The organism is Bacillus sp. B1-WWTP-T-0.5-Post-4 (assembly GCF_009183795.1).
GTDB classification, from domain to species: domain Bacteria; phylum Bacillota; class Bacilli; order Bacillales; family Bacillaceae_G; genus Bacillus_A; species Bacillus_A cereus.
In genome coordinates, this window is record NZ_WEIJ01000002.1 from 199329 (window position 1) to 223969 (window position 24641).

A 24641-nucleotide genomic window follows, 5' to 3' on the forward strand; every position below is an offset into this window, starting at 1 on the left:
TCTTTATTTTCAGACTAGATTATATAATAACAACACATTCTAGTTTCAAAAGAAATGGAGTGAAAGCATGTTTCCTATATTGAAAACCGACCGACTCATTTTAAGAGAACTTACCGAAAAAGATGCACCACGTATACTACAATGCTTCTCTAATAATGACGTACTGCGCTATTATGGGCAAAAGCCATTACAGGATATTGATCAAGTAAAACAAATCATTCATAACTTTAAACTGAATTACAATGCAAGAAGCGGTATAAAGTGGGGAATTGAATTAAAAAACCAAAAAGAACTCATTGGTACCATCGGTTTTCACGATTGGTCTTCTGAGCATAAACGAGCCAATTTAAGTTATGCCTTTTTGCCTGAATACTGGGGAAAAGGCTATGCGACTGAAGCTGTTTCTGGAGTTATATCATACGGTTTCCATACGATTCATTTAAAGCGGATTGGAGCAATTGTATTTCTTGAAAATGAAGCTTCCAATAAAGTACTATTAAAATTAGGCTTTGAAAAAGAAGGCGTTCTAAAAAATTATATGTATCAAGATGATGTCCCATATGATACGAATTTTTACGCTTTATTAAAATCGGTTTAATAGAATTCATGTGTAAAAAACCTTACTTTTAAAAAGTAAGGTTTTTTGTATTTATTCATTAGCAATATAAGCATTCTTATAAGTATAAATACCACCAAATTGATGCTTTTCAATTCCTTTTACATAATCCTTTTGTACATATGCTGAGCCAATATGATAAAGCGGCGCCACCGCAGCATCTTCTAATAATACCTGCTCGGCTTCTCGCAACGCTTCCCATCGTTTTTCCGTATCTAGTACAAAATCCGTTTTCGCTTTCTTTATTAATTCATCGTAACGAACATTAGAATAATTCATTTTATTATTCGGATTCCCTGTCGTAAATAACTCTAAATAACTAATTGGGTCTTTATAGTCAGGTCCCCAATTTGCCATAGTTATATCGTAATCACCTATTTGTTCTAACTGTAATTTTTGCTTAAATGGCTGTTGTTTAATTTGTATCGCGAGTCCTTGCAAATTCTTCTCTAAATCACCTTTTATATATTCTGCCATACGTATTGCGTTATCTTGTTCGAACGTTAAGAACCCTAGGTTTACTTGTTCTACCCCAAGCTCTTTTTTCGCTTCTTCCCAAAGTTTTTTCGCATTTTGCAAATCATATGAGGAAATATCTCCATTTTCTTTTCTAAAATCTTTACCAGTCACTTCATTTACATGACCAACTGGTACAAGTCCACTTGCAGGTTTTGCTCCGTTATTAATAAAGTGAGCAACGAAATCATCTTTATTTAACGCTAATGAAATAGATTGACGCACCTTTTTATTTGCTAACGCGTTATTTTTTTCATTAAAACGAAGCATAGCAATTCCAGGATCACTCGACATATGTAATTCCTTATTCCCTTTATACTTGTCTACAACTTGCGAATTAATAGGTACTCGATCCAAATCTCCGGCTTCATATAAATTTACAGCTGTCATTGTATCCTTTAGGATATGAAAGTTTATTTCATCTAATTTCACTTTCTTTCGATCCCAATATGTAGTATTTTTCTTTAATTGAAACTCTTGTTCATGCTTCCATTTTTCTAATACAAATGGACCGTTATATATGAGATTACTAGGTTCCAATGCATAATTGTTTCCTTGTTCTTTCAAAAATGATTCATGCTGTGGTAAGTATATAGGTAGTGCTAACAACTGTAAAAAATACGGAACTGGCTGTTCGAGTTCAACTTCTAACGTATAATTATTTATCGCTTTAACCCCAAGTGCATCAAGAGGCATTGTTCCCTTATTGATCTCTTTCGCATTTTTTACATAAAAGAGCATGGACGCATATTGAGAGGCTGTTTCAGGGTTAATTGCACGTTTCCAAGCAAATATAAAATCATTTGCTGTTACATTATCCCCATTTGACCATTTTGCATCTTTACGCAAGTCAAATGTATATTTCTTACCATCTTCACTTCTTTTAAACGATTTTGCTATGGCTGGAGTAGGCTGATCTTGATCGTTTAATACATATAACCCTTCAAATATATTCTGCATAATGTGTGCTGATGTACCATCTGTTGTTTTCACAGTGTCCAGAGAAGGAATTTCTTCTGATACTGTTACATTTAACACTTGTTTTTTAACCTCTATGTCACTTTTATCCGCTTTATTATTACAAGCTGTTAATAATAAAGATGTAACAAGTGCCATTACCATTAAATGGCTCTTTTTTCGCTTCATGAGTTGTTCTCCTTAAATATAAAATATTATAAAGCGTAATATATTATAGCAGAAATACTAACAGAAAGATGCGACATTCTTTTGAATATTTATTCGTTCAAGAAAAAAGCTATCCTTTTAAAAGGATAGCTTTTTCAACTGCCACATAATTATCTATCTTTGCAGACCTCGTTTATAACGACTTGCTTCAAATATAATACGCTCTTCATCTAACGTTTTACATTCGCCATTCCAAACGACACGTTTTCCGTTAATAATTACATCGCTTATATCTTTTCCACTAGCAGCATATACAAGGTGTGATAACACTTCATCCGCTGGTTGTAAATGCGGCTTATTAGACGGGTCAATCGTAATAAAATCAGCACACTTACCAGCTTCTAGTGACCCTGTTTGTTTCATCCCGATTACTTCAGCAGCCCCTTTAGTCGCAAGTGTAAGAGCTGTTTCAACTGGTAATGCTGTTGCATCTTGGTGAATACCTTTTTGTAATAAAGTCGCTATGCGCATTTCTTCAAACATGTCTAAATTATTGTTAGATGCAACACTATCTGTTGCAATTCCTACTTTTATTCCTGCTTCTAGCATCGCTTTTACATTCGCTATACCAGAACCTAGTTTTAAATTACTATTTGGGTTATGTGCTACTCGAACATCATGTTCTGCTAAAAATGCACGCTCATCATCATTTAATACTACACCGTGTGCAATAACTGTTGGGCGTTTAAACAATCCGCAGCTCGCTGCATATTCTACTGGACGTTTTCCGTACTGTGCTTCAATATCACGTACTTCACGCTCTGTTTCAGAAAGGTGGATATGAACCATTGTTTGATTCTCTACTGCAATCCGTGCGCACTCTTCTAACAATTCTGTACTACATGTATATGGACTATGTGGTGCAACCATCGTAGTTAACATGCCACTTTCGTTATAGTAACGCTTCACATATTTCTCAGCTTCTTCAATCGCTTTCTTTTCATCGTCTTTCGTTCCGAAGCTAAATAAAGTCCTTGAAACAGCAGCTCGCATCCCGCTCCTTGATACCGTTTCCATAATTGCGTCTTGATCTACTCCAATTGGATTAAACATGTCAGAGAATGATGTTGTACCACTTTTCACCATCTCAAGTAATCCTAATTCCGTACTAGCGACCGCAATTTGGGGAGTAAATTGACTTTCCAGTGGCCAAATTCTCGTCTCAAGCCACGGCTGTAATAACATATCATCGCCAATACCTCTTAGGAGACTCATTACAACGTGTGTATGTGTATTTACAAGCCCTGGTAAAACCCACTTTCCTTTCATGTCAATTACTTCATCTACTTCAAAATCATTAGCGAATTCTCCGCTCTTTACATCTATAATTTGATCATTTTCTACAATGATATATCCATTTTCTATCACTTCGTTTTGTTCATTCATCGTTACAATTGTAGCGTTTACATAAGTTGTTTTCAAAAGTATTTCCCCTTTCAACTCTATGAAGTTCCCTTTAATAAGTTACCACCATTATAGTAACTTATTAAAGATTAAGAGTCAAAAGATAATTTTAATTCTTTCGTTATTTTTCCCTTCAAAATGCTATATTGTTTTTCATTTGTATCTGCAAATGCTTCTTCCCGATTTGACTTTTCATCCATATAATTCAATTTTCCATTGAATTGAGTCTCTGTAAAATCAAATCTCTGCCCATCTATAAAGTTATAAAAGTGCCATACCTCTCTTACTTTTGTCTTTTTAATTTCTCCTCCATATATGTCTTGAACGACAAGAGCTGTAACACCACATTGTCCCTTTGCTGGGTTTTCAATTATCCACTTTGAACTTGTTTCAATCGACCACGATTTTATTAGTGCTTCATATATTCTTTTTTCCTTTACATCATCCATTCTAATCTTCCCCTACTATTAATAGTTTTACACATCATATTTCAAAAGAGGCAGTACACGACCCTTAAAGACAGTTGATGGTGTCTCTCCTATTAACTGTGCTCCCATTTTCAAGTAATATCCTTTTGCATTCGGATCACTATCAATCGTAAAACTTTTTAATCCTAGTTCATTGGCTTTTTCTATTACATACTCCCAAAGTATTTTCCCGTAACCTTTTCCTTTGTAATCAGGATGAATGTACAAGAAATCGAGAGCTTTATCATTACGTAAAAATGAGAAAAAACCAATCTTCGCATTATCGTTTTCTAAAACATATACAAAATTATTTTTTATGTATTCTTCTGTAATTGTTAAATCTTCCTTACAAGCAAGTATGAATTCTTCACTATAATCCCACGTTGCTTTTGATTGTAGTGCGAGTTCACTTAATTCATTTGCTTCACTTAATAACACTTCTCTTATCTTCATGATTCTTTTTCCTCACCTTCGATATGTAAACTACTAAATTGATTCGGAAAGCACTTCAAAAAACCTTTTATTTTCATAAATTAGAGATTATTTTTATAAATCTTTATTATAACCAGTACAATTTTCAACAATTTTTTTAAAGAAAAAGAACGCCATCCCTAAAAGTTGGCGTTCTCTTTTTCTAAAATTTAATCTTCAAACTCACTCATTCATTTTACTATTTTGTACGATACAAACCTATACAGTTTCTACTACCGCTTCAAGCATTGTTCCATTTTTAGCATAATTCGTATGCCAAGAAAAAGCTTTTTCTAAAATATGAGGAGTTTGTCCACCTCTTGTTTTTGCTTCTTCGTAATAAGCACGTAGTTGATCACGATACATTGGATGTGCGCAATTCTCAATAATAAGTTCCACTCTTTCTCTTGGCGCAAGTCCCCTTAAGTCGGCATACCCCTGTTCAGTGACGATAACATCTACATCATGTTCAGTATGGTCTACATGAGAAACGAAAGGAACAATACTTGAAATGTTACCACCTTTCGCAATCGATTTAGTAACAAAGATAGCTAAGCGTGCATTTCTTGCAAAATCACCAGACCCACCAATACCATTCATCATTTTTGTACCTAAAACGTGAGTAGAGTTAACATTTCCGTATATATCTAATTCTAATGCAGTATTAATTGAGATTAATCCAAGGCGACGAATGATTTCAGGATGATTGGAAATCTCTTGCGGACGCATCATTAATTTGTCACGATATTTTTCAAAGTTAGAAAATACTTGTTGCATTTTCTCTTCAGAAAGCGTGATAGAACAACAAGAAGCAAAATTGACTTTTCCAGCATCCATAAGATCAAAAACTGCATCTTGTAAAACCTCGGAATATACTTCTAAATCTTCAAATTCTGAATCTAACATTCCATGCAATACGGCGTTAGCCACTGAACCAATTCCTGATTGTAACGGCGCTAAACGATTTGTTAATCGGCCTACTTTAACTTCTTCTCGAAGGAATTCTATTAAATGCTGTGCCATAATAACAGTTTCTTCATCCGGAGGAACAATTGTCGATGGCGAATCCAATTGATTCGTAAACACAATTCCCTTTACTTTTTCAGGATCAATTGGAATACCGATTGTTCCAATTCGGTCATCTGTTTTCACAAGCGGAATTGGAAGCCTCTCCCCTTGTTTACCTGGTTCATATAGATCATGTAGCCCCTCTAATTGCGCGGATTGAGCCATATTCATTTCAATAATAATAGACTTAGCATTTAAGGAAAACGCTAAGGAATTTCCAATTGAAGTGGTTGGAATAATCATTCCGTCCTCTGTAATCGCAACCGCTTCCAAAATAGCGAAATCTATATCCAGAACGTCAGCGCGGAGTAACTCTGCTGTATGAGACAAGTGTTGATCCACAAATAAAAAGTCTCCGTTATTAATTCCTTTTCGCATAGTCGCGTCAGCTTGGAAAGGTAATCTTTTCCCTAAAATTCCTGCCTCAGCAAATAATTTGTCTACATCCGAGCCTAAAGAAGCCCCAGTATAAACATTTACTTTAAAAGATTCATCATTCTTAACTCGGTTTACAAGCGCAAATGGGACTGCTTTTACATCACCTGCACGTGTAAACCCACTTAAGCCTAAAGTCATTCCACTTTGAATCCAGGAAGCTGCTTCTTCAGGTGTAACTACCCGATCTTTTAGACGTTGATCTCTGATTCTATCTAAATTATTCTCCATATGTAATCCCTCTCTCATTGAATATTCATAATTATTTTACACATTAACACTATCAAAATAGGGATTTTAGTATACAATGCCGAAAATTCAGACAGAACAGCAAATCTAGGTTCTAAAGCAGAAAAATTTAGAATCCTAGAAGCTTACGGAAATAACTAGCGTATGATTGACTAACTGGTACTCTCTCACCATTATCCATCGAAAGTACAAAAGTAGAATGGGTATCAGGATAAATCGCTTTAATATGATTAACATTTACAATAAACGAACGGTGACATCTAATAAATGAATCTTTCGGAAGCAAGTATTCGAATTCTTGCAGAGAGTATTTATGTGTTCCTGATAACTCTTCTGAATTCACGTACGTCTTTTTATCTTTAGCCTCTAAATACATAACCTTTGAAAAAGGAACCGGAATCCAGCCGTCTGTTGTTTTTAAAGTAACGACTGACTTTCCATCCGTTAAAGCTGGATAAATTGCCGTTACGCACCCTTCAAGCTTTCCATTGTTTGAAAATGGTACAGCCATTCCATGATAAGGAATACCAAAAACATCCCGATTCATAAACTCAGATGTTTTTTGATTCATCACCATCGCTTTATGAGCAATCGTTCCTTCCTTTATAGGATCCCCGACACTAATCTTTAAATCAATTCGTTTACTTGGCCGATAGTAAATATATTCTTTCGTATTCGAAACAGCAATTGAAATTTCATCTGAAAATAATTCCCCAACAACATCTAGTAATAAACCTAATGTTCTATCTTCCATTCTATTAACACCTCATTCACTATTATACTACTATTATGAACGAGCATCTGTTGCTTTATAAAAAGTTTGATTTTAGGTTACTTTTAAAATTAGTTTTATTCACTATTACTTCGTTACTACAAAAAACCTCACTTCAGAAAAGTGAGGTTTCCTCTCATACAATATTTCTTTATTTTTTGAACGACTATAGAATAAGATTTATTTTTTATTAAGTAAAGTGAATTTAAGAATTTATTGCCCCTATTTCTGTATAATAGATAATCCCAAACTACAAACAGTTTGGGATTATCTTTCTCATTTATTATGCGCATCTAACCACGAAATTAAATCTTTAAATACTTCATCCTTATTTACTTCATGAAACATTTCATGTCTACCATTTTCATATAAACGTAGTGTCACATCTTTCACACCACATTTTTTATAGTTTTCATATACTTCTTTTACACCTTTCCCCATATCGCCAACAGGATCACGATCACCAGAGAATATATGTATTGGAAGATTCTTTGGCGTCTTCTTGTATTCTTCTAGTTTATTTACTTCTAATACTCCAGAAAATAATTCTCGGTAAAAACTCGTCGTACAAATGAAACCACATAACGGATCCGCAATATATTTATCAACTTGATTATTATCTGAAGATAACCAATCAAATTTTGTACGATTTGGCTTAAAGTTCGAATTGAAGTTTCCGAAAGATAAAAAGTTTAACATTGGACTTTTCGTTTTTGCCCCGCGCAATTTCATTTCGATTGTTGCTACTTTATGACCAATAGCTCCTAAAAGCCCTGGATTTCCACCTGTTCCTGAAATCAGAAATCCATCGTATAGTTCACCCCTAAGTTGTACAGCACGTCTTGATAAAAAAGAACCCATACTATGTCCAAGTAAAAACAAAGGACTTGACTGCTCTTCTTTTATCCTTTCTGAAACAAAGATAACATCCGATACAACTTGATTCCACCCTATATTTGGTTCAAAATGACCATAATCTTCTTCTTTTTTTACTGTTTTCCCATGTCCTTTATGATCATGCGCATAAACACCATACCCTGCTTCCAATAAAGCATCTACAAATTCTGTATACACCCCTGCATGCTCTGTCATGCCATGTGCAATTTGAATAATTCCTCTCGGATCTCCTTCTGGTAACCATTTACGCAAATAAATTTCCGATCCATCCAATGCCGTAACGAAACTTTCCTGTACATTCATTTCGTCAGCCCCCAACTCTATTATGTATAGCTTTAAGAAAATGAATATCCATTCACTTTTCTTATTTTATATTATATGTAATTGCTTTCATTATGACAAATGATGTATTTTTCAGACTTGCTTTTAAACTAATCTCTTGACGAATTCAAAATAAAATTATATAGTTACTTACATAAAGTAACTATATAATTTTTAGGAGGTTTCTACTATTATGATGCCATCATTATTTTTAGCACATGGTTCGCCTATGCTCGCTATTCAAGATACAGACTATACACGATTTTTAAAAATACTTGGAGAAACATATAAACCGAAAGCAATTGTTATTTTCACTGCTCACTGGGAAAGTGAAGTATTAACGATTTCCTCATCAGATAACGAGTATGAAACAATTTATGATTTTGGAGGTTTTCCCCCTGAGTTATACGAAATCAAATATCGTGCGAAAGGCTCTTCTCATATTGCATCTATTTTAGAAACAAAATTTAAGAACAAAGGTATTTCAGTCCATCATAATATGACGAGAGGTTTAGATCATGGTTCATGGACACTCCTGCACCGCATGTATCCAGAAGCAAATATTCCTGTCGTGCAAATATCAGTCAATCCATTCCTTTCTGCAAAAGAACAATTTGAAATTGGAGAAGCACTTAAAGGACTCGGACAAGAAGATATTTTAGTAATCGGGAGTGGCGTTACCGTTCATAATTTACGAGCACTGAAATGGAATCAAACTACACCTGAAAAATGGGCAATTGAATTTGATGATTGGATTATTAAACATATGCAGAATAACGATAAAGATTCATTGTTTAATTGGGAGAAAAATGCTCCTCATGCACAATTAGCAGTACCAAGAGCAGAACATTTTGTTCCTTTATTTATCGCTATGGGAAGTAGTGAAAATAGCGGTGAAGTCATTCACCGTAGTTACGAGCTTGGTACATTAAGTTATCTTTGTCTTCGATTTTAAAGAAAAAGGATGAAGCACATGTTGCTTCATCCTTTTTCTTTTTCATTCACTTAGTTAACTAACTTCCAAACGTTGTTTCTCTGATACTTCTTCGTTCTTATTATGAAAATAAACCCAAATACACGCAATAAATAATAGTGATGATGTAGAGAGGAAAACATATTGGAAGCCTGCATGCGCTGCAATTTGTCCCCCGAGCACTGGCCCAATCATATTTCCTAAAAACTGAAACGACTGATTATATCCAAATATTCGTCCCGTAACATGGGTTGGTGTATGTTGTTTTAGTAGAGTTTGTACGGAAGGCAATAATCCTGCTTGTGCGATACCTAATAAAAATCGAAGAATTAATAGTTGCCAAGCTGAGGTTACAAATGCTTGCGGGATAAAAATAATTCCAGCTGCAAACAACGCTACAACTAACGTTTTTTGAGGACCGATATGATCTGATAATCTTCCTAGTCTTGGTGCTGCCAAAATAACTGCTAATCCTGTCGCTGACATAACTGCACCCGCAATTGTTTCAATATGTGCAGTATGAGGACCTACTAAATTTTTCACGTACAATGTAACAATTGGTTGAACTGACATATTAGCAAGTTGAATAATAAATGTTGTTACAAATAAACTAATAATTAAATGCTTCGCTGGGACCATCGTCCATACTTTTTTCGGCTGTGTTTTTTTTGCTTGAGCAGAGTGATTTTCTTCATGCAAGAAGAAAAAAACGATGAGAAAGGAAAGGAATAAAAAAGCTCCTGTAACAAGAAAGACATGACGCATTCCAATTAACTCAGACAAATAACCTCCAAGTAACGGGCCAAGTAACGAACCGCTCACACCACCAGTTGAAATTGTGGAAATCGCCCAACCTGAATGTTCTTTCGGAGTTTCTGCTGCAATAAATGTCATCGCTGTTGAAAGGAAACCAGATACTGCTCCCATTAAAAATCTTAGTGCGACTAGTTGATACACATCCGTTACAAACCCCATAAGCGTCATAATAATCGCCATACCGAGGCTAGCACGAATAAGCATCAATTTCCGTCCATGTATATCACCAAGCTTTCCCCATATTGGCGATACGATCGCACCCATTAAAAATGTTACACCAAATGCAAGTCCCGACCACTGTGCAATGCTTGAAGTGCCAGTTACTCCTAATTCCTCAATATAAAAAGATAAGAAAGGAATTACTAAACTCATACCGGCTGCAGTGGTAAAACAACCTAGCCAACAAATCATTAAATTCCGTTTCCAGCTGGCCATTTTCACACCTTCTTTCTTTAGATACCCATTCTACACCCTTTCTTGTAAAAAGTTTAGTAATTTGCTTTATATGCAAGATTTACTACAAAACCCGCTATTTTCTAGTAAAAACCACTACATCTCTACATCATTTTCATAATAAAACCAACTCCTCTATATGAAGTTGGTTACTTATTATCTATCGGTATTAAACGAGCATTACAATTTCTCTCGTAAAACTCAATGGGACCTGCTTGTCCAATACTCGCATATTCATATCCATCTTGCTTCATATTATATAAACAATGATGCAATAATTCTTTTCCTACACCTTTCACACGATTTTGTTTCGCTATGCCCATTGGACCAAACAAGCCTTTCTTTCCTCTCACTACATCGTAACAGGCGAAACCAACTATTACTTCCTCCTGCTGTGCAATATAGATAGGTAACTTTTCGTTATATGTCCGAAATCCATAATCAATCGACTGTAACCACCGTTCACCAAATTCATCCACTACAAATCGTGATAACTTATCAAAATCAGAAGGACTAACTCTTCTTACATGACAAAATAATGTATTATAAATAGCTTTAAAACGATTTAAATCAACCGCTAAGTCTCTCGGTGCAGCTGTAATACGTAATATATCTTTTTGCATTTGTGTATGTATAAATCCACCAATATTTGTATCTACACGAAATAATGCATACATAACATGTCCTTCATTTACTACTACTTGCTGAAAGCGTTCCATACGTTTCTTCGCTATTTGTAAAATTTCTATCGCCTTATAAGATAGTTTATATTGCCCTATTTTTTTATACTCTTGATTATGTAAATCGAATTGTTTTCGTAACGAAAGTTTTTCTAAAAAATCTGGACCGACTTTGTGAAACAAATACATAAATAACTCAGCGCAAACTCCTGTACCTTCTTTACACATACCTATAAACAGATGGACTGGGTGAATTATGTTATACTCACTCTCTTTTGCTGCAATCTCCAATATTTTATGCACACGTTTTGTAAATTGAAATTCCTCCATATGTGTTTCCATCCTCTACTAATTTACTAACAAACCGTAACCATAAATAATTGAAACAATTACACCCACTACCAATATACCTGGAAGTAAATTTGCCACCTTGATTTTAATAATACTAAGCAAGTTCAATCCAATAGCAGATATCATAATGCCGCCCGTAGCCGTCATCTCCACTATAAATTGGTTCATTAATTCTTTCGGGACAAAACTATTAATTTGTGTTGCAAAAACTGCAATACCACCTTCATATAAAACAACTGGAATCGCCGAAAATACTACGCCAATTCCTAGAGTTGTCGCTAATATAATAGAAATAAATCCATCGATAATCGCCTTTGTAAATAAAATATCATGATTTCCGCGAATCCCACTGTCAAGTGCACCAAGTATCCCCATCGCGCCAATTGCAAAAATTAAAGTAGCTGTTACAAAACCTTCTGATATGCTACCTTTCCCTTTCGATCCAACTTTATTTTCTAGCCAATCCCCTAAATGTTTTAACTTTTCTTCTAATTGTAACCATTCTCCAATTACCGTACCAATCACTAAACTCAGTATGACAACAAGAAAGTTTTCACTTTTTAATGCCATTTGAAGCCCAAGCACAGTAACCGCTAAACCGATTGCGTGCATTATCGTCCCTTTCATACTTTCTGGAATCCTACTAAATAATTTACCAAGTAAAGTACCAAATATAATACAAATTCCATTTACAACTGCTCCTAATATAACCATTTCTCATTCTTCACCCTTCGAATTCTTTATTTCTATATTTTGGTTTATACATTGATTTACAGGTCATCTATATGTTAACTTAATATTGAGAATATTAACAAATGTTTTCCACTGCATAACCCGCTATTTTTTGTAACTTTAATTACCTTTAATAGATTCAGTGTTAATTTAATTGCGGGATAATATTAAAAGGGAAGGTATACATGAAAACTTTACTAAAACGATTTTTGTTAATAGCCTTTTTCATTACACCGATTGTTTTATTAATCAATTACTCTTTTATTTCAAAAGCAAAAGACAAACCCGATTTACAAAACAAATCTAGTAAAACCGCTTCAAAAAGCGAAAAGAAAATAGAAGACCAAGAAATCACACTCACCTTCTCTGGTGATACAATGTTTGATTGGCAATTACGTCCTATAATCGAAAAGAATGGGGCTGATTACCCATTCCAACATGTAAAAGAAGAAATAAAAAAAGCTGATATTTCTTTTGTGAATTTAGAGTCGGCATTTACAACGAAAGAAAAGAAAGCACCTGGACAACTGTTTTGGATTAAAAGTGATCCATCTACACTACAAGCTATTAAAAACACTGGATATGACATCGTAAATATTGGGAATAACCACACACTTGATTATGGGCAAGATGGATTATTAGATACGATTTCTCACGTAGAAAAATTAAAGTTCCCTTACACTGGAGCTGGAAAAAATGCGAAAGATGCATATACAGCACGAGAAATGACCGTAAAAGGGAAAAAATTTAAATTTCTTTCCTTCGTTCGATTTATGCCTGATTCTAATTGGGTAGCTGGTGAAAATAAACCTGGCGTTGCGAATGGCTATGATTTAAATCTTGTAACAAAAACAATTAAAGAACAAAAGAAAGATGCAGACTATTTAATCGTCTATATGCATTGGGGCGTTGAAAAATCAAACCGTCCGGTAGAATACCAAAAGCAATATGTACCTAAAATGGTTGAAGCAGGAGCTAACGCGATTGTCGGGAGTCACCCACATTGGTTACAAGGATTTGAGTATTATAATAAAGTTCCTATCGCTTACTCATTAGGTAACTTTTTATTCCCGAGTTATGTGAATGGGAAAAGCGCTGAAACTGGCGTATTAACTTTAACTTTTAAAGGAAAGGATGTCCAAATGTCATTCAATCCTTATATCATTCGCAACAACCAAGTTTCCCCTGTAAATGAGGAAGAAAAGAAAAAAGCTCTTCAATATTTACAAACAATTTCAACTGATGTAGAAATTGATGATACAGGGAAAATAAAAAACAAACGAAACTAGACAGTTCAAGATCTATTTCTCTGTAATATACTTTACAGAATAGGTGATAAACATGCTGAAAGACTTATTAGAAAATGTAAGTTTGTTAGAGAATATTTATAAAATGTCTATAGCAGTTCTACTTTTATGTTCTAGTTTAACTATAAAAAAGATAGAACAAGCACTATATTTCCTCGCTTGTATCTATCTTTTTTATTTAGATGCTAACTCTTCCCTTCTATTAAATAAGCAAATCAAACAAAACAGGGTTTTTATTAAGCTCCATAAATTGAATATTATTTTCTTTAAAGCGAGTAATTAATTGCTCATAATCTTCTTTATGTTTTAATTCTACTCCGACTAATGCTGGACCATTTTCTTTATTATGTTTCTTAATATACTCAAAGCGCGTAATGTCATCTTCTGGTCCTAATCCTTTATCAAGAAATTCTCTTAGCGCACCTGAACGTTGCGGAAATTCAATGATAAAGTAATGTTTCAGTCCTTCATAAATGAGCGAACGCTCTTTCATTTCTTGCATTCTATCAATATCATTATTTCCACCACTTAGCGTACATACAACTGTTTTACCTTTTATTTCATCCCTGTATAAATCAAGTGCTGCAATAGAGAGTGCACCAGCCGGTTCAGCTACAATCGCATTTTTCTTATACAGTTCTAAAATCGTCGTACAAACTTTTCCCTCTGGTACTAAAACAATGTCATCAATTACATCTTTACAAGTTTCAAAAGTTAACTTTCCTACCTTTTTAACCGCTGCCCCATCAACAAAACTATCTATTTTCTCTAATGCGACATTATCATTTTGAAGAAAAGCCTCTTTCATAGATGCAGCTCCCATCGGTTCTACACCAATAACCTTTGTAGTAGGACTAACACCTTTTACATATGTACCAACACCTGATGCTAATCCACCACCACCGATTGCTGTAAAGATATAATCAACCGGTTTCTCCATATCATGCATAATTTCAACTGCCACTGTCCCTTGACCAGCAACGACATACGGATCATCAAACGGATGAACAAATGTCATTCTATTTTCTTCACAATAACACTGTGCTTCTTGGAAAGAGCTATCGAATGTATCACCAACTAATACAATCTCTGCGAAATCACCACCGAAAAATTGTACTTGTGATACTTTTTGTTTCGGTGTTGTTGTGGGCATAAATATTTTCGACGGAATCTTCAATAAATTACATGTATAAGCAACTCCTTGCGCATGATTACCAGCACTTGCACAAACAACACCGTTTTGTAACTTTTCTTTCGGTAAACTTTGAATCAAATTGTATGCACCACGAATTTTGAAAGAGCGAATTAATTGTAAGTCTTCTCGTTTTACATAAACGTCACAATCATATTTCTCAGATAAAACTGTATCACGTTGTAACGGTGTTTTAATAACGATATCTTTCATGCAATTATGAGCCATTAAGATATCTTCAATTTTCACTCTCTCCTTGACCTTTTGCACCATTATATATCATCCTTATCTCTTTTAAATTGGCTCAATCAAAATTTGGGATTTTCAGAACAGCCCCTGTATTCGCCGATGTTACCATTTGTGCATAACGTCCAAGCCAGCCAGTTTTCACTTTCGGTTCTGGTCGTTTCCATTCTTTTTTACGCTTTTCTAATTCCTCATCACTCACTCTTACTTCTAACAAACGTTCTTCAACATCAATACATACAATATCCCCTTGTTCAAGAAGTGCAATCATCCCGCCCGCTGCTGCTTCTGGTGAAATATGTCCTACTGAAATTCCACGTGAAGCTCCAGAGAAACGTCCATCCGTTAATAATGCAACCTCAGCACCTAATCCCATTCCAGCAATTGCTGATGTTGGTGCTAACATTTCTGGCATACCAGGGCCACCTCTTGGTCCTTCATAACGAATGACAACTACATCTCCTTTTTTCACTTTCCCAAGCATAATGCCAGCAAGTGCCTCATCTTGTGAATTAAAAATAACGCAAGGTCCTTCAAAACGCTTTACCTCTGTTGCACCGCTTTTAATAACCGCTCCATCTTTCGCAAGGTTGCCTTTTAATATACGCAATCCTCCTTCCTCACTATGAGGGTTTTCAAGAGAGTGAATAACTTCCTTATCTTTAATCTCTGCCTCAGCAATATTTTCTCTTAATGTTTGCCCCGTAGCAGTTATTCGATCAAGATGAAGTACTCCTTCTTTCCGGCTCATCTCTTTCAAAATTGCACTAATCCCGCCCGCACGATCAATATCTTCCATATGCCAATTGGAAGCAGGGCTTACTTTACATAAATGTGGTACACGTCTTGAAACGGCATCAATACGGTTCATATCGTAATCTAATCCAGCCTCTTGCGCGAGCGCCAATGTATGCAACACTGTATTTGTTGAACCGCCCATCGCCATATCAAGCGCAAACGCATCATCAATTGCTTCTTCCGTTACAATGTCTCTTGGTTTAATATCTCTTTCAATTAAAATTTTCAATTTCTCTGCTGCTTGTTTAATTAACTCTTCACGTCTTGGATCAATTGCTAAAATACTCCCGTTACCAGGAAGAGCTAAACCTAACACTTCACATAAACAATTCATAGAGTTCGCGGTAAACATACCCGAACAAGATCCACAAGATGGACAGCCATGATCTTCAATATCTTTTAATTCTTCTTCTGAAATTTTCCCAGATTGATAAGCTCCTACTCCTTCAAAAACGGAACTCAGATCAACAACTTCTCCTTTAGATGTTTTTCCTGCTGCCATCGGGCCGCCTGAAACAAACACAGTCGGAATATTAATACGTAGTGCAGCCATCATCATACCTGGTGTAATTTTGTCACAGTTTGGGATACAAATCATGCCGTCAAACCAGTGTGCATTTACAACCGTTTCTACTGAATCTGCAATTATTTCACGACTCGGAAGAGAATAACGCATACCAATATGCCCCATCGCAATACCATCGTCAACTCCAATTGTATTGAATTCGAATGGTACCATACCTGCCGCACGAACTGCCTCTTTTACAAGTTTCCCAAACTCGTTCAAGTGTTTATGCCCTGGAATAATTTCAATAAAAGAATTACAAATCGCTATAAAAGGTTTATCAAAATCTTCATCTTTCAAACCAGTTGCTTTTAATAAACTACGGTGCGGCGCTTTATCAAAACCTTTTTTAATCATGTCACTTCTCATCTTGTCAAATCCCCTCTTACATATTTTTCATTTATACTCTCTTACTCTATTTCTTTACTAATTCTTTCGGTGCATGAATCCAACTCATCATTTCACGAAGCTCTGCTCCCACTTTTTCTAATTGATGATTTTGCTCTGCTTTTTTCATTGCGTTATACGTCGGACGCCCTGCTTGATTTTCTAAAATCCATTTCTTCGCAAATTCACCTTGCTGAATTTCTGTCAAAACACGCTTCATTTCCTTCTTCGTTTCATCTGTAACAATTCTCGATCCTGTTACATAATCTCCAAACTCTGCCGTATCTGAAATAGAATGGCGCATATTCGTTAATCCACCTTCGTACATTAAGTCAACAATTAGCTTTAATTCATGCAAACATTCAAAGTATGCAATTTCAGGGCGATATCCACCTTCCGTTAACGTTTCGAACCCGGCCTTCACAAGTGCAGTTACCCCGCCGCAAAGTACAGCTTGCTCACCGAATAAATCCGTTTCGGTTTCTTCTTGGAATGTCGTTTCAATTACACCCGCCCGTGTACAACCTACACCTTTTGCATACGCTAATGCTACATGTAGCGCTGTTCCCGTCGCATCTTGATGCACTGCGACTAATGCCGGAACACCATTTCCTTCTTGATATACACGGCGAACGAGATGACCTGGACTTTTTGGCGCAACCATTGCTACATCTACGTAACTTGGCGGATTAATTTGGCCGAAGTGAATGTTAAATCCATGTGAGAAAAGTAACATTTGTCCTTCACGGAGATTCTCTTCTACTTCTGATTTATATACATGTGCTTGCTGTTCATCTGGCAATAACATTTGTACAACTTGTGCGGTTCGAACCGCTTCTGAAACAGACATTACTTCAAACCCATCCGCTTTCGCTACTTCATACGACTTACCAGGACGAACACCAACTACTACTTCTACACCAGAATCACGTAAATTTTGTGCTTGCGCATGCCCTTGTGATCCATAACCAACTACTGCAACAGTTTTCCCTTGTAATAACTCTACATTTGCATCTTTTTCATAATATGTTTTCATATTCCATACACTCCTTATAATTTATTTACTTGCAGAACATCAATTAATTTTTTCAACTGACTAACAAGTAATGTCGCTTCATTTTCAGTACAAACTGCTGTGAGTTTCATTTCAGAAACACCACTAGTATCTCTTTCATTTAAATGTAAAGAAGAAATATAATAACCACGTCGAGCAAAAATCCCACTTATACGTAATAAGACACTTGGCTCGTTATGAATAACGAGTGAAAAAGTATGACTCATTCTTCCCACCTCTTCATAATCATTTCGTTATTTCCTTTGTTTGGCGGAACCATCGGAAATACGTTTTCACCTTCTTCTACACAAAAATCAACTACGACAGGACCTTCGTGAGCAAATGCTTCTAACATCACTTGTTTCGCCTCGGTTGAATTTGTTGCTCTTAATCCCTTTACTCCATAAGCTTCTGCTACTTTCACAAAATCTGGTGATCCAATTTTTGACTCTGATAAACGATTTTCATAAAACATTTCTTGCCATTGCCTTACCATCCCTAAAAATTTGTTATTTATGATAAATACTTTTACAGGGATATTATTTTCAGCAATTGTTTGTAGTTCTTGAATGTTCATTTGAAAAGAAGCATCACCTGCAATACAAATAACAAGTTCTTCTTTTTTAGCTAGCTGAGCACCGATTGCTGCTGGAAAACCAAACCCCATCGTTCCTAATCCTCCAGAAGTAAGGAACGTCCGAGGTTTTCTTGCTTTATAGAAGTGAGCAGCCCACATTTGATGCTGTCCTACTTCTGTTGTGACAATCGCTTCACCATTCGTTAATTCACTTACTAAGTTGATCACATGCTGTGGTTTTAACTCAGATTCTTTTTGCTTATAAGAAAGTGGATATTCTTCTTTCCATGCCTTTACTTTCTGAAGCCATTCGTCTGTTTGGGTATAAATAGACATATGTAACAACATGTGTAACGCTTTTTTTACATCACCAACAATCGGATGCTCTACAGTTATATTTTTATGAAACTCAGAAGGATCAATATCAATATGTACTTTTTTCGAGTGCGGAGAAAAAAGTTCTAATTTTCCTGTTACACGATCATCGAAGCGAACACCTAATGCAAGTAATAAATCACATTCTGTTACCGCCATATTAGCAGCGTATGTCCCATGCATACCAAGCATCCCTAGAAACAATGGATCTCCCGGTGGATATGCACCAAGTCCCATTAAAGTTGAAACGACTGGAATACGGTTCTCCCTTGCGAATTCGAAGAGTTCATCGGATCCACCTGAATGAATGACACCTCCTCCAATATAAAGAAGTGGACGCTTTGATTTTGAAATTGCTTTAGCCACCTCTCTAAGTTTCATGCTGTCTGGTACAAGTTCTGGTTTGTACCCCGGAATATCAACTTCTTCATTAAAGAAACTGGTGACTTTTGCATTTTGAACATCTTTTGGAATATCGATTAATACTGGTCCCGGTCGTCCGCTTTTGGCGATGTAAAAAGCTTCTTGCACAACTTGTGATACATGATTTACATCACGAACTTGGTAATTATGCTTCGTAACAGGTACTGTAATTCCGACAACATCCGCTTCTTGAAATCCATCTTTACCAATTAAAGGCGTCGCAACTTGACCGGTAATGACAACTAAAGGAATCGAATCCATATAAGCGTCTGCTAAGCCCGTAACTAAATTTGTCGCCCCTGGGCCAGAGGTAGCAAAGACTACCCCGACCTTTCCAGAAGCTCTCGCATATCCTTCAGCCGCATGAATGGCAGCTTGCTCATGACGAGTTAAAACATGTTTCAAACCACTTTCGTATAACGCATCGTATACTGGTAAAATCGCTCCGCCTGGATAGCCGAAAACGGTCGTTACACCCAATTTCTTCAAACATTGAATCACGTGCCCAGCGCCTGTCATTTCTTCATACTGTAACTTCTCATACGCTGTATACTGCTGCTTCATTTCCATTAACTCCTCTCCTTATTTACGCTAAGCTTTCCGTCAGCCCGGGAACACGTACTCCTCTTTCTCTCGTTAATTTTTTAAATTCTTCGGTCAATTGTTTCGTTACACTTCCTGGTTTCCCATCTCCAATTTCTCTCGAATCAACTTTTACAACTGGAATTAACTCCGCTGCTGTTCCTGTTAAAAATACTTCATCCGCTACATATACGTCATGGCGAGTGAACGGTCTTTCCTCACACGGAATACTCAGTCGCTCACATAGCTCGATAACACTATTTCTCGTAATACCTTCTAATGCTCCTAAATAGGATGGCGGGGTTAATACTTTTCCATCTTTCACAACGAAAACATTATCACCAGAACCTTCACAAACATATCCTTGTTGATTTAACATAAGAGCCTCTAACACTCCTGCTTGTGCTGCTTCAATTTTTACAAGTACGTTATTTAAATAATTCATTGACTTAATACGTGGATCTAACGCATCTGGCGTATTACGTCTTGATGCAACAGATACAACGCTTAGCCCATTATCATAAAATTCTTGTGGGAATAACTTTAATTGTTCTGCAATGATAATTACGCTCGGCTTCACACAACTTCTCGGATCGAGCCCTAAGTCACCTTTTCCTCTTGAGACAATTAAGCGAATGTAAGCATCAGTATATTCGTTTTTTTGGAGTGTATGTAAAACTGCTTCTTCCATTTCTTCTACCGTCATTGGAATTGTTAGTAAAATAGATTTCGCTGATTCATACAATCGTTTCACATGTTCTTTTAAACAAAATACATTTCCACCGTAACTACGAATCCCTTCAAATACACCGTCTCCGTATAAAAAACCGTGATCATATACTGAAACAACTGCCTTTTCTTTTTCTACAAATTCCCCATTCATGTAAATGTACTGGTTTCCCATCTCACATCGCTCCTCTTTTTTTCTCTATTTTTTGCAATCTATTTCTACATCGATTGCTGAGATGAGTATTTTTAACAGAATATTCAGTATATAAACCTTAAAAATATACTCGTCTCAACAATCGATTACTTACATACTTGTAGCAATCCATTACTGAGACGAGGGAATCGTGGTACCACTCAGCTTCCTTATACTTCTCACGAAATATAAGCTCTGCAAGTCCAATTAGACTTTTGTTTTTCTATCGGGAACAACCCCGCTACTTTTTACTAGTTTTCAAAAGTAGTGCTCCAAGGTGATTTTCAATGAGTGAATTGTTACCACCCTCACAGCCTCGGGGCAGCTCTCTGAAACAATCTTTATCATTTACTCTCCTCTTCTACGCATTCTCTTCTTCTATTTTTAAAAATAAAAACTCTCGCCTCAGCAATCAACTACTACAATTTAGTAGCTTTGATTGCTGAGGCGAGAGTTTCGCGTTACCACTCAGCTTCCTTATACTTCTCACGAAATATAAGCTTTGTAGGTCCAATCAGACCTCCGTCCTTTTACCGGAGACGATGCCGCCGCCCTCTACTCAGTTTCCCTTTCGCAAGCGATGCTCCGAGGTGATCTTCAATGATTCGATTGTTACTACCCTCACAGCCTTGGAGTAGCTCTCTGAAACGATCATAATCATCTACTTTCCTCTTCTTTGCATATACAACATGTAAAGTTAGAAAATTCTTAATTAACTTTTATTTGTTACACGTATTATAGGACGTTGTTCTTTTCCTTGTCAACATGTTTTTTCAAAAAAATCAAAATTCATTCTATTTATTTTTTCTCAAATCAAAATTGGAATGCATTACTTACATACACTCATATATTACTTAAGTATGTTTGCATTACTACATAAAGAAAAACTTATAAAGTTTATGGGGAGATGAGGAAACTATGTTAAAAGGGAAAGTAGCGTTAGTTACAGGAGCAAGCCGAGGAATTGGACGAGCAATCGCTAAACGTTTAGCAAATGACGGTGCATTGGTTGCTGTTCATTACGGTAATCGAAAAGATGACGCTGAAGAAACTGTTCATGAAATTCGATCAGATGGTGGCCAAGCTTTTTCTATCGGCGCAAATTTAGAATCCTTACACGGTGTAGAAAACCTTTATAACGCTTTAGATACTGAATTACAAATGCGCACTGGTGAAACACAATTTGATATTTTAATAAACAATGCTGGCATTGGTCCTGGTGCTTTTATTGAAGAAACGACTGAACAATTTTTTGATAGAATGGTTTCAGTAAATGCAAAAGCTCCATTCTTTATCATTCAACTAGCACTACCACGTTTACGTGACAATAGCCGAATTATTAATATTTCATCCGCTGCCACCCGCATTTCTTTACCTGATTTTGTTGCATATAGTATGACGAAAGGCGCTATTAATACAATGACTTTTACGCTAGCAAAACAGCTTGGAGCACGAGGAATAACGGTGAATGCAATACTTCCAGGGTTTATTAAAACAGATATGAATGCAGAACTCTTGAGCGACCCAATGATGAAGCAGTACGCTACTACTATTTCCGCTTTCAATCGCTTAGGTGAAGTAGAAGACATTGCCGATACTGCTGCATTCCTTGCTTCTCCAGACAGCCGCTGGGTTACTGGACAATTAATTGATGTGAGCGGAGGATCTTGTTTATAAAAAACATATATTTTCAAATCTTTTTTATTGCGCAATAAAACAATTTATATAATACTATATAAAACATATACATTTAGGAGGATTACAGCAATGTCCGAAAAAACATACGAACTCGCAACCTTCGCAGGCGGTTGCTTTTGGTGCATGGTAAAACCATTTGATGAACTTCCTGGTATTCATAAAGTACTTTCTGGCTATGCAGGAGGTCATGTAGAAAATCCAACATATGAACAAGTAAAAGCTGGAACATCTGGACATTTAGAAGTTGTTCAAATTACATTCGATCCTTCTATTTTTCCTTATCAGAAATTACTAGACTTATATTGGCCACAAATCGATCCAACTGACGATGGCGGACAATTTTTTGACCGTGGTCCATCTTATCGTACCGCTATTTTTTACCATAACGAAACACAAAAAGGGCTTGCTGAAAAATCAAAACAAGCTCTTGCAGAAAGCGGTATGTTTAAAGATCCAATCGTGACTGAAATTCGTCCTGCTGCACCTTTTTACGAAGCAGAGGAATACCACCAACATTTCTATAAAAAGAATCCAGAGAAATATGCTACTGAGCAAAAAGAATCTGGGCGTGAAGACTTTATAAAAGAAAATTGGCAAAAAAAATAATAAAAACGCATCGTGCTTTTTTAGTACGTTGCGTTTTTATTTTTGATAAAAGTACCATACAATTAACAGAACAATTGCTGTTAGTGACCAAAGTATTATCTCGTTTTTCACTCTATTCTTTTTCTTAGTCATTTCATTCCCTCCTAATAACTATTAAACATATTCAATTTTTTCTTTGTTTAATTGTCCATCTTATATACGTGAATACATCCTTACAAATTCTAATAGCAAGACCACCAATAATTCCGATTGCAATGGAAATTACTAGCATCTGTCCAAAACTAAAAGAATTTGTGTACATTATGTAGAGAACGATACATATAAGTAAAACATCCGGTAAAGAAAGTAAAAACCTTTTAAGCATTCCTTTATCTCCTCTATACTTTTTAATTTATATCTTCTACTGTAATTTTGAAATAAAATTTGTTCAAAAATTCCATTTACACCCTCATTTTATGAAAAATAATAAGAATCCCTTTTCAAAAGAGATTCTTATTCAGCAGATTTAAGTTTAATTATTTTCTACATATCCTATTCCATAATTACTCCTAAAATAGAATAATATTACTAATGATTTATTGTAAATTGACTATTTGCCAGGTAACCGAATGTCGCGCCAGCTAACTACATCGCATTGGCCAAATTCATTATTACCTACCGCGATCACCGTGCCGTCTGATTTTAGTCCGACTGTATGTGCACAACCAGCCGCTATCGCTACAATATCTCTCCAATCACTTACGTTACATTGACCATACTCATTCCAACCCACTGCCACCACGGTACCGTTTGATTTAAGTCCGATTGTATGATTCGTACCAGCCGCTATTGCTACAATATCTCGCCAGCCACTTACATCACACTGGTTATGTTTATCATTCCCCACTGCTGTCACCGTACCGTCTCGTTTAAGACCAACAGTATGAAGATACCCAGCCTTGACCGCTACAATACCTCGCCAGCTACTTACATTGCATTGACCATATCGATTATTCCCCACAGTCGTCAATGTGCCGTCCAATTTAAGACCGACTGTATGCCAGTCACCCGCTGTGACTGCCACAATACCTTGCCAACTGCTTACATTGCATTCTCCTTCTTTATTTCGGCCCACCGCTACTACCGTGCCATCCGATTTCAGGCCAATAGTACGACGCCACCCTGCCGCAACCGCTACAATATTATGCCAATCGTTTACATCACATTGTTCATGCTTATTCCAACCCACTGCTACCGCAGTACTGTCACATGTAAGACCGATTGTATGAGCATTACCCGTGTTCGTTGCCATATGAACATTGCCCACTGCGACTGCTTCAATATCTCGCCAGCCACTTACATTACATTCCCCTTCTTTATTCCGGCCCACCGCTACTACCGTGCCATCCGATTTCAGGCCAACTGTATGACAACGCCCCGCCGCTATCATATCTTTGGGCCATCGCTTCACTTTTTCTTTCGATAAAAGGTAATCCATGTTTTACCTCCTTGCATATAAGCAAC

Annotated in this window: 24 protein-coding genes and 1 other annotated feature; of the genes, 6 read left to right on the forward strand and 18 right to left on the reverse strand. The window is 36.2% G+C overall.

Annotation, left to right across the window (positions count from 1 at the left end; translation table 11 throughout):
- The first annotated feature begins 67 nt into the window (after positions 1–67).
- Positions 68–598, forward strand: a complete 531-nt coding sequence (locus tag GBN91_RS06605) for a GNAT family N-acetyltransferase (protein WP_152121344.1) — start codon at positions 68–70, stop codon at positions 596–598.
- Between the two features lie 51 nt (positions 599–649).
- Here GBN91_RS06605 and GBN91_RS06610 read toward each other — a convergent pair whose 3' ends face one another.
- From GBN91_RS06610 to GBN91_RS06640, 7 genes are all read right to left on the reverse strand, one after another.
- Positions 650–2278 (reverse strand): peptide ABC transporter substrate-binding protein, encoded by a 1629-nt coding sequence (locus GBN91_RS06610; protein ID WP_000823500.1) that lies wholly within the window; start codon positions 2276–2278, stop codon positions 650–652.
- 153 nt (positions 2279–2431) lie between these two features.
- Positions 2432–3757, reverse strand: coding sequence for a bifunctional S-methyl-5'-thioadenosine deaminase/S-adenosylhomocysteine deaminase (locus tag GBN91_RS06615; protein WP_002023818.1), 1326 nt, complete (start codon positions 3755–3757; stop codon positions 2432–2434).
- A gap of 53 nt (positions 3758–3810) precedes the next feature.
- A complete protein-coding gene (locus tag GBN91_RS06620) occupies positions 3811–4170 on the reverse strand; it encodes a YunG family protein (protein ID WP_000342902.1) in 360 nt (119 codons plus the stop codon).
- Between the two features lie 27 nt (positions 4171–4197).
- Complete coding sequence (locus tag GBN91_RS06625; protein WP_152121345.1) at positions 4198–4641, reverse strand: GNAT family N-acetyltransferase; 444 nt, start codon at positions 4639–4641, stop codon at positions 4198–4200.
- Between the two features lie 237 nt (positions 4642–4878).
- Positions 4879–6393: an acetyl-CoA hydrolase/transferase family protein gene (locus GBN91_RS06630; protein WP_000429811.1), complete on the reverse strand. Its 1515-nt coding sequence runs from the start codon at positions 6391–6393 to the stop codon at positions 4879–4881.
- A 127-nt stretch (positions 6394–6520) separates the two neighbouring features.
- Complete coding sequence (locus GBN91_RS06635) at positions 6521–7165, reverse strand: LytTR family DNA-binding domain-containing protein (RefSeq protein ID WP_000390211.1); 645 nt, start codon at positions 7163–7165, stop codon at positions 6521–6523.
- Positions 7166–7459: 294 nt separating this feature from the next.
- Entirely contained in the window at positions 7460–8383 is a 924-nt protein-coding gene (locus GBN91_RS06640) for an alpha/beta hydrolase (protein ID WP_001102583.1), read from the reverse strand.
- Between the two features lie 211 nt (positions 8384–8594).
- Between GBN91_RS06640 and GBN91_RS06645 the strand changes: the two genes are divergently transcribed.
- On the forward strand, positions 8595–9356 hold the full coding sequence (locus GBN91_RS06645; protein ID WP_046392611.1) for a DODA-type extradiol aromatic ring-opening family dioxygenase: 762 nt from the start codon (positions 8595–8597) through the stop codon (positions 9354–9356).
- A 54-nt stretch (positions 9357–9410) separates the two neighbouring features.
- Here GBN91_RS06645 and GBN91_RS06650 read toward each other — a convergent pair whose 3' ends face one another.
- The 3 genes from GBN91_RS06650 to GBN91_RS06660 all read right to left on the reverse strand — a co-directional run bounded on the left by GBN91_RS06650 (position 9411) and on the right by GBN91_RS06660 (position 12388).
- Complete coding sequence (locus GBN91_RS06650) at positions 9411–10625, reverse strand: multidrug efflux MFS transporter (RefSeq protein WP_000179302.1); 1215 nt, start codon at positions 10623–10625, stop codon at positions 9411–9413.
- A gap of 167 nt (positions 10626–10792) precedes the next feature.
- On the reverse strand, positions 10793–11653 hold the full coding sequence (locus tag GBN91_RS06655) for a GNAT family N-acetyltransferase (protein ID WP_152121346.1): 861 nt from the start codon (positions 11651–11653) through the stop codon (positions 10793–10795).
- Between the two features lie 18 nt (positions 11654–11671).
- Positions 11672–12388, reverse strand: a complete 717-nt coding sequence (locus GBN91_RS06660; protein ID WP_152121347.1) for a DUF554 domain-containing protein — start codon at positions 12386–12388, stop codon at positions 11672–11674.
- 203 nt (positions 12389–12591) lie between these two features.
- On the opposite strand from GBN91_RS06660, the gene GBN91_RS06665 reads away from it, so the two are divergent.
- Together GBN91_RS06665 and GBN91_RS29540 are read left to right on the forward strand one after the other, a co-directional pair.
- Complete coding sequence (locus GBN91_RS06665; protein WP_006918222.1) at positions 12592–13695, forward strand: CapA family protein; 1104 nt, start codon at positions 12592–12594, stop codon at positions 13693–13695.
- 52 nt (positions 13696–13747) lie between these two features.
- Positions 13748–13996, forward strand: coding sequence for a hypothetical protein (locus GBN91_RS29540; RefSeq protein WP_016122285.1), 249 nt, complete (start codon positions 13748–13750; stop codon positions 13994–13996).
- Here the strand turns inward: GBN91_RS29540 and ilvA are convergent.
- The 6 genes from ilvA to ilvE are packed head-to-tail and all read right to left on the reverse strand — an operon-like array spanning position 13916 to position 20816.
- Complete coding sequence (gene ilvA, locus GBN91_RS06675) at positions 13916–15178, reverse strand: threonine ammonia-lyase IlvA (RefSeq protein WP_000250323.1); 1263 nt, start codon at positions 15176–15178, stop codon at positions 13916–13918. The two genes, GBN91_RS29540 and ilvA, sit on opposite strands and share 81 nt — an antisense overlap.
- 31 nt (positions 15179–15209) lie before the next feature.
- Positions 15210–16883 carry a dihydroxy-acid dehydratase gene (ilvD, locus tag GBN91_RS06680; protein ID WP_001255815.1) on the reverse strand — a complete coding sequence of 558 codons (1674 nt, stop codon included), beginning with the start codon at positions 16881–16883 and terminating at the stop codon, positions 15210–15212.
- A 46-nt stretch (positions 16884–16929) separates the two neighbouring features.
- Entirely contained in the window at positions 16930–17937 is a 1008-nt protein-coding gene (gene ilvC / locus GBN91_RS06685; protein WP_149149504.1) for a ketol-acid reductoisomerase, read from the reverse strand.
- 14 nt (positions 17938–17951) lie between these two features.
- The gene (locus GBN91_RS06690; RefSeq protein WP_000019916.1) at positions 17952–18182 is read right to left on the reverse strand and encodes an ACT domain-containing protein; all 231 of its coding nucleotides are present in this window, start codon (positions 18180–18182) and stop codon (positions 17952–17954) included.
- On the reverse strand, positions 18179–19894 hold the full coding sequence (gene ilvB, locus GBN91_RS06695) for an acetolactate synthase large subunit (RefSeq protein ID WP_152121472.1): 1716 nt from the start codon (positions 19892–19894) through the stop codon (positions 18179–18181). Before ilvB ends, GBN91_RS06690 begins: the two co-directional genes overlap by 4 nt.
- A 22-nt stretch (positions 19895–19916) precedes the next feature.
- On the reverse strand, positions 19917–20816 hold the full coding sequence (gene ilvE / locus GBN91_RS06700; protein ID WP_000528161.1) for a branched-chain-amino-acid transaminase: 900 nt from the start codon (positions 20814–20816) through the stop codon (positions 19917–19919).
- Between the two features lie 151 nt (positions 20817–20967).
- Positions 20968–21207: a binding site (T-box leader), on the reverse strand.
- Positions 21208–21752: 545 nt separating this feature from the next.
- Here ilvE and GBN91_RS06705 point away from each other — a divergent pair.
- Together GBN91_RS06705 and msrA are read left to right on the forward strand one after the other, a co-directional pair.
- Positions 21753–22511 carry an SDR family oxidoreductase gene (locus GBN91_RS06705; RefSeq protein ID WP_065228619.1) on the forward strand — a complete coding sequence of 253 codons (759 nt, stop codon included), beginning with the start codon at positions 21753–21755 and terminating at the stop codon, positions 22509–22511.
- Positions 22512–22601: 90 nt separating this feature from the next.
- On the forward strand, positions 22602–23138 hold the full coding sequence (gene msrA / locus GBN91_RS06710; RefSeq protein ID WP_001291883.1) for a peptide-methionine (S)-S-oxide reductase MsrA: 537 nt from the start codon (positions 22602–22604) through the stop codon (positions 23136–23138).
- A 163-nt stretch (positions 23139–23301) separates the two neighbouring features.
- Here the strand turns inward: msrA and GBN91_RS06715 are convergent, their stop codons facing one another.
- Positions 23302–23502, reverse strand: a complete 201-nt coding sequence (locus tag GBN91_RS06715; RefSeq protein WP_000919314.1) for a hypothetical protein — start codon at positions 23500–23502, stop codon at positions 23302–23304.
- A gap of 225 nt (positions 23503–23727) precedes the next feature.
- Positions 23728–24615, reverse strand: coding sequence for an RCC1 domain-containing protein (locus GBN91_RS06720; protein ID WP_000385092.1), 888 nt, complete (start codon positions 24613–24615; stop codon positions 23728–23730).
- Between the last annotated feature and the right edge of the window lie 26 nt (positions 24616–24641).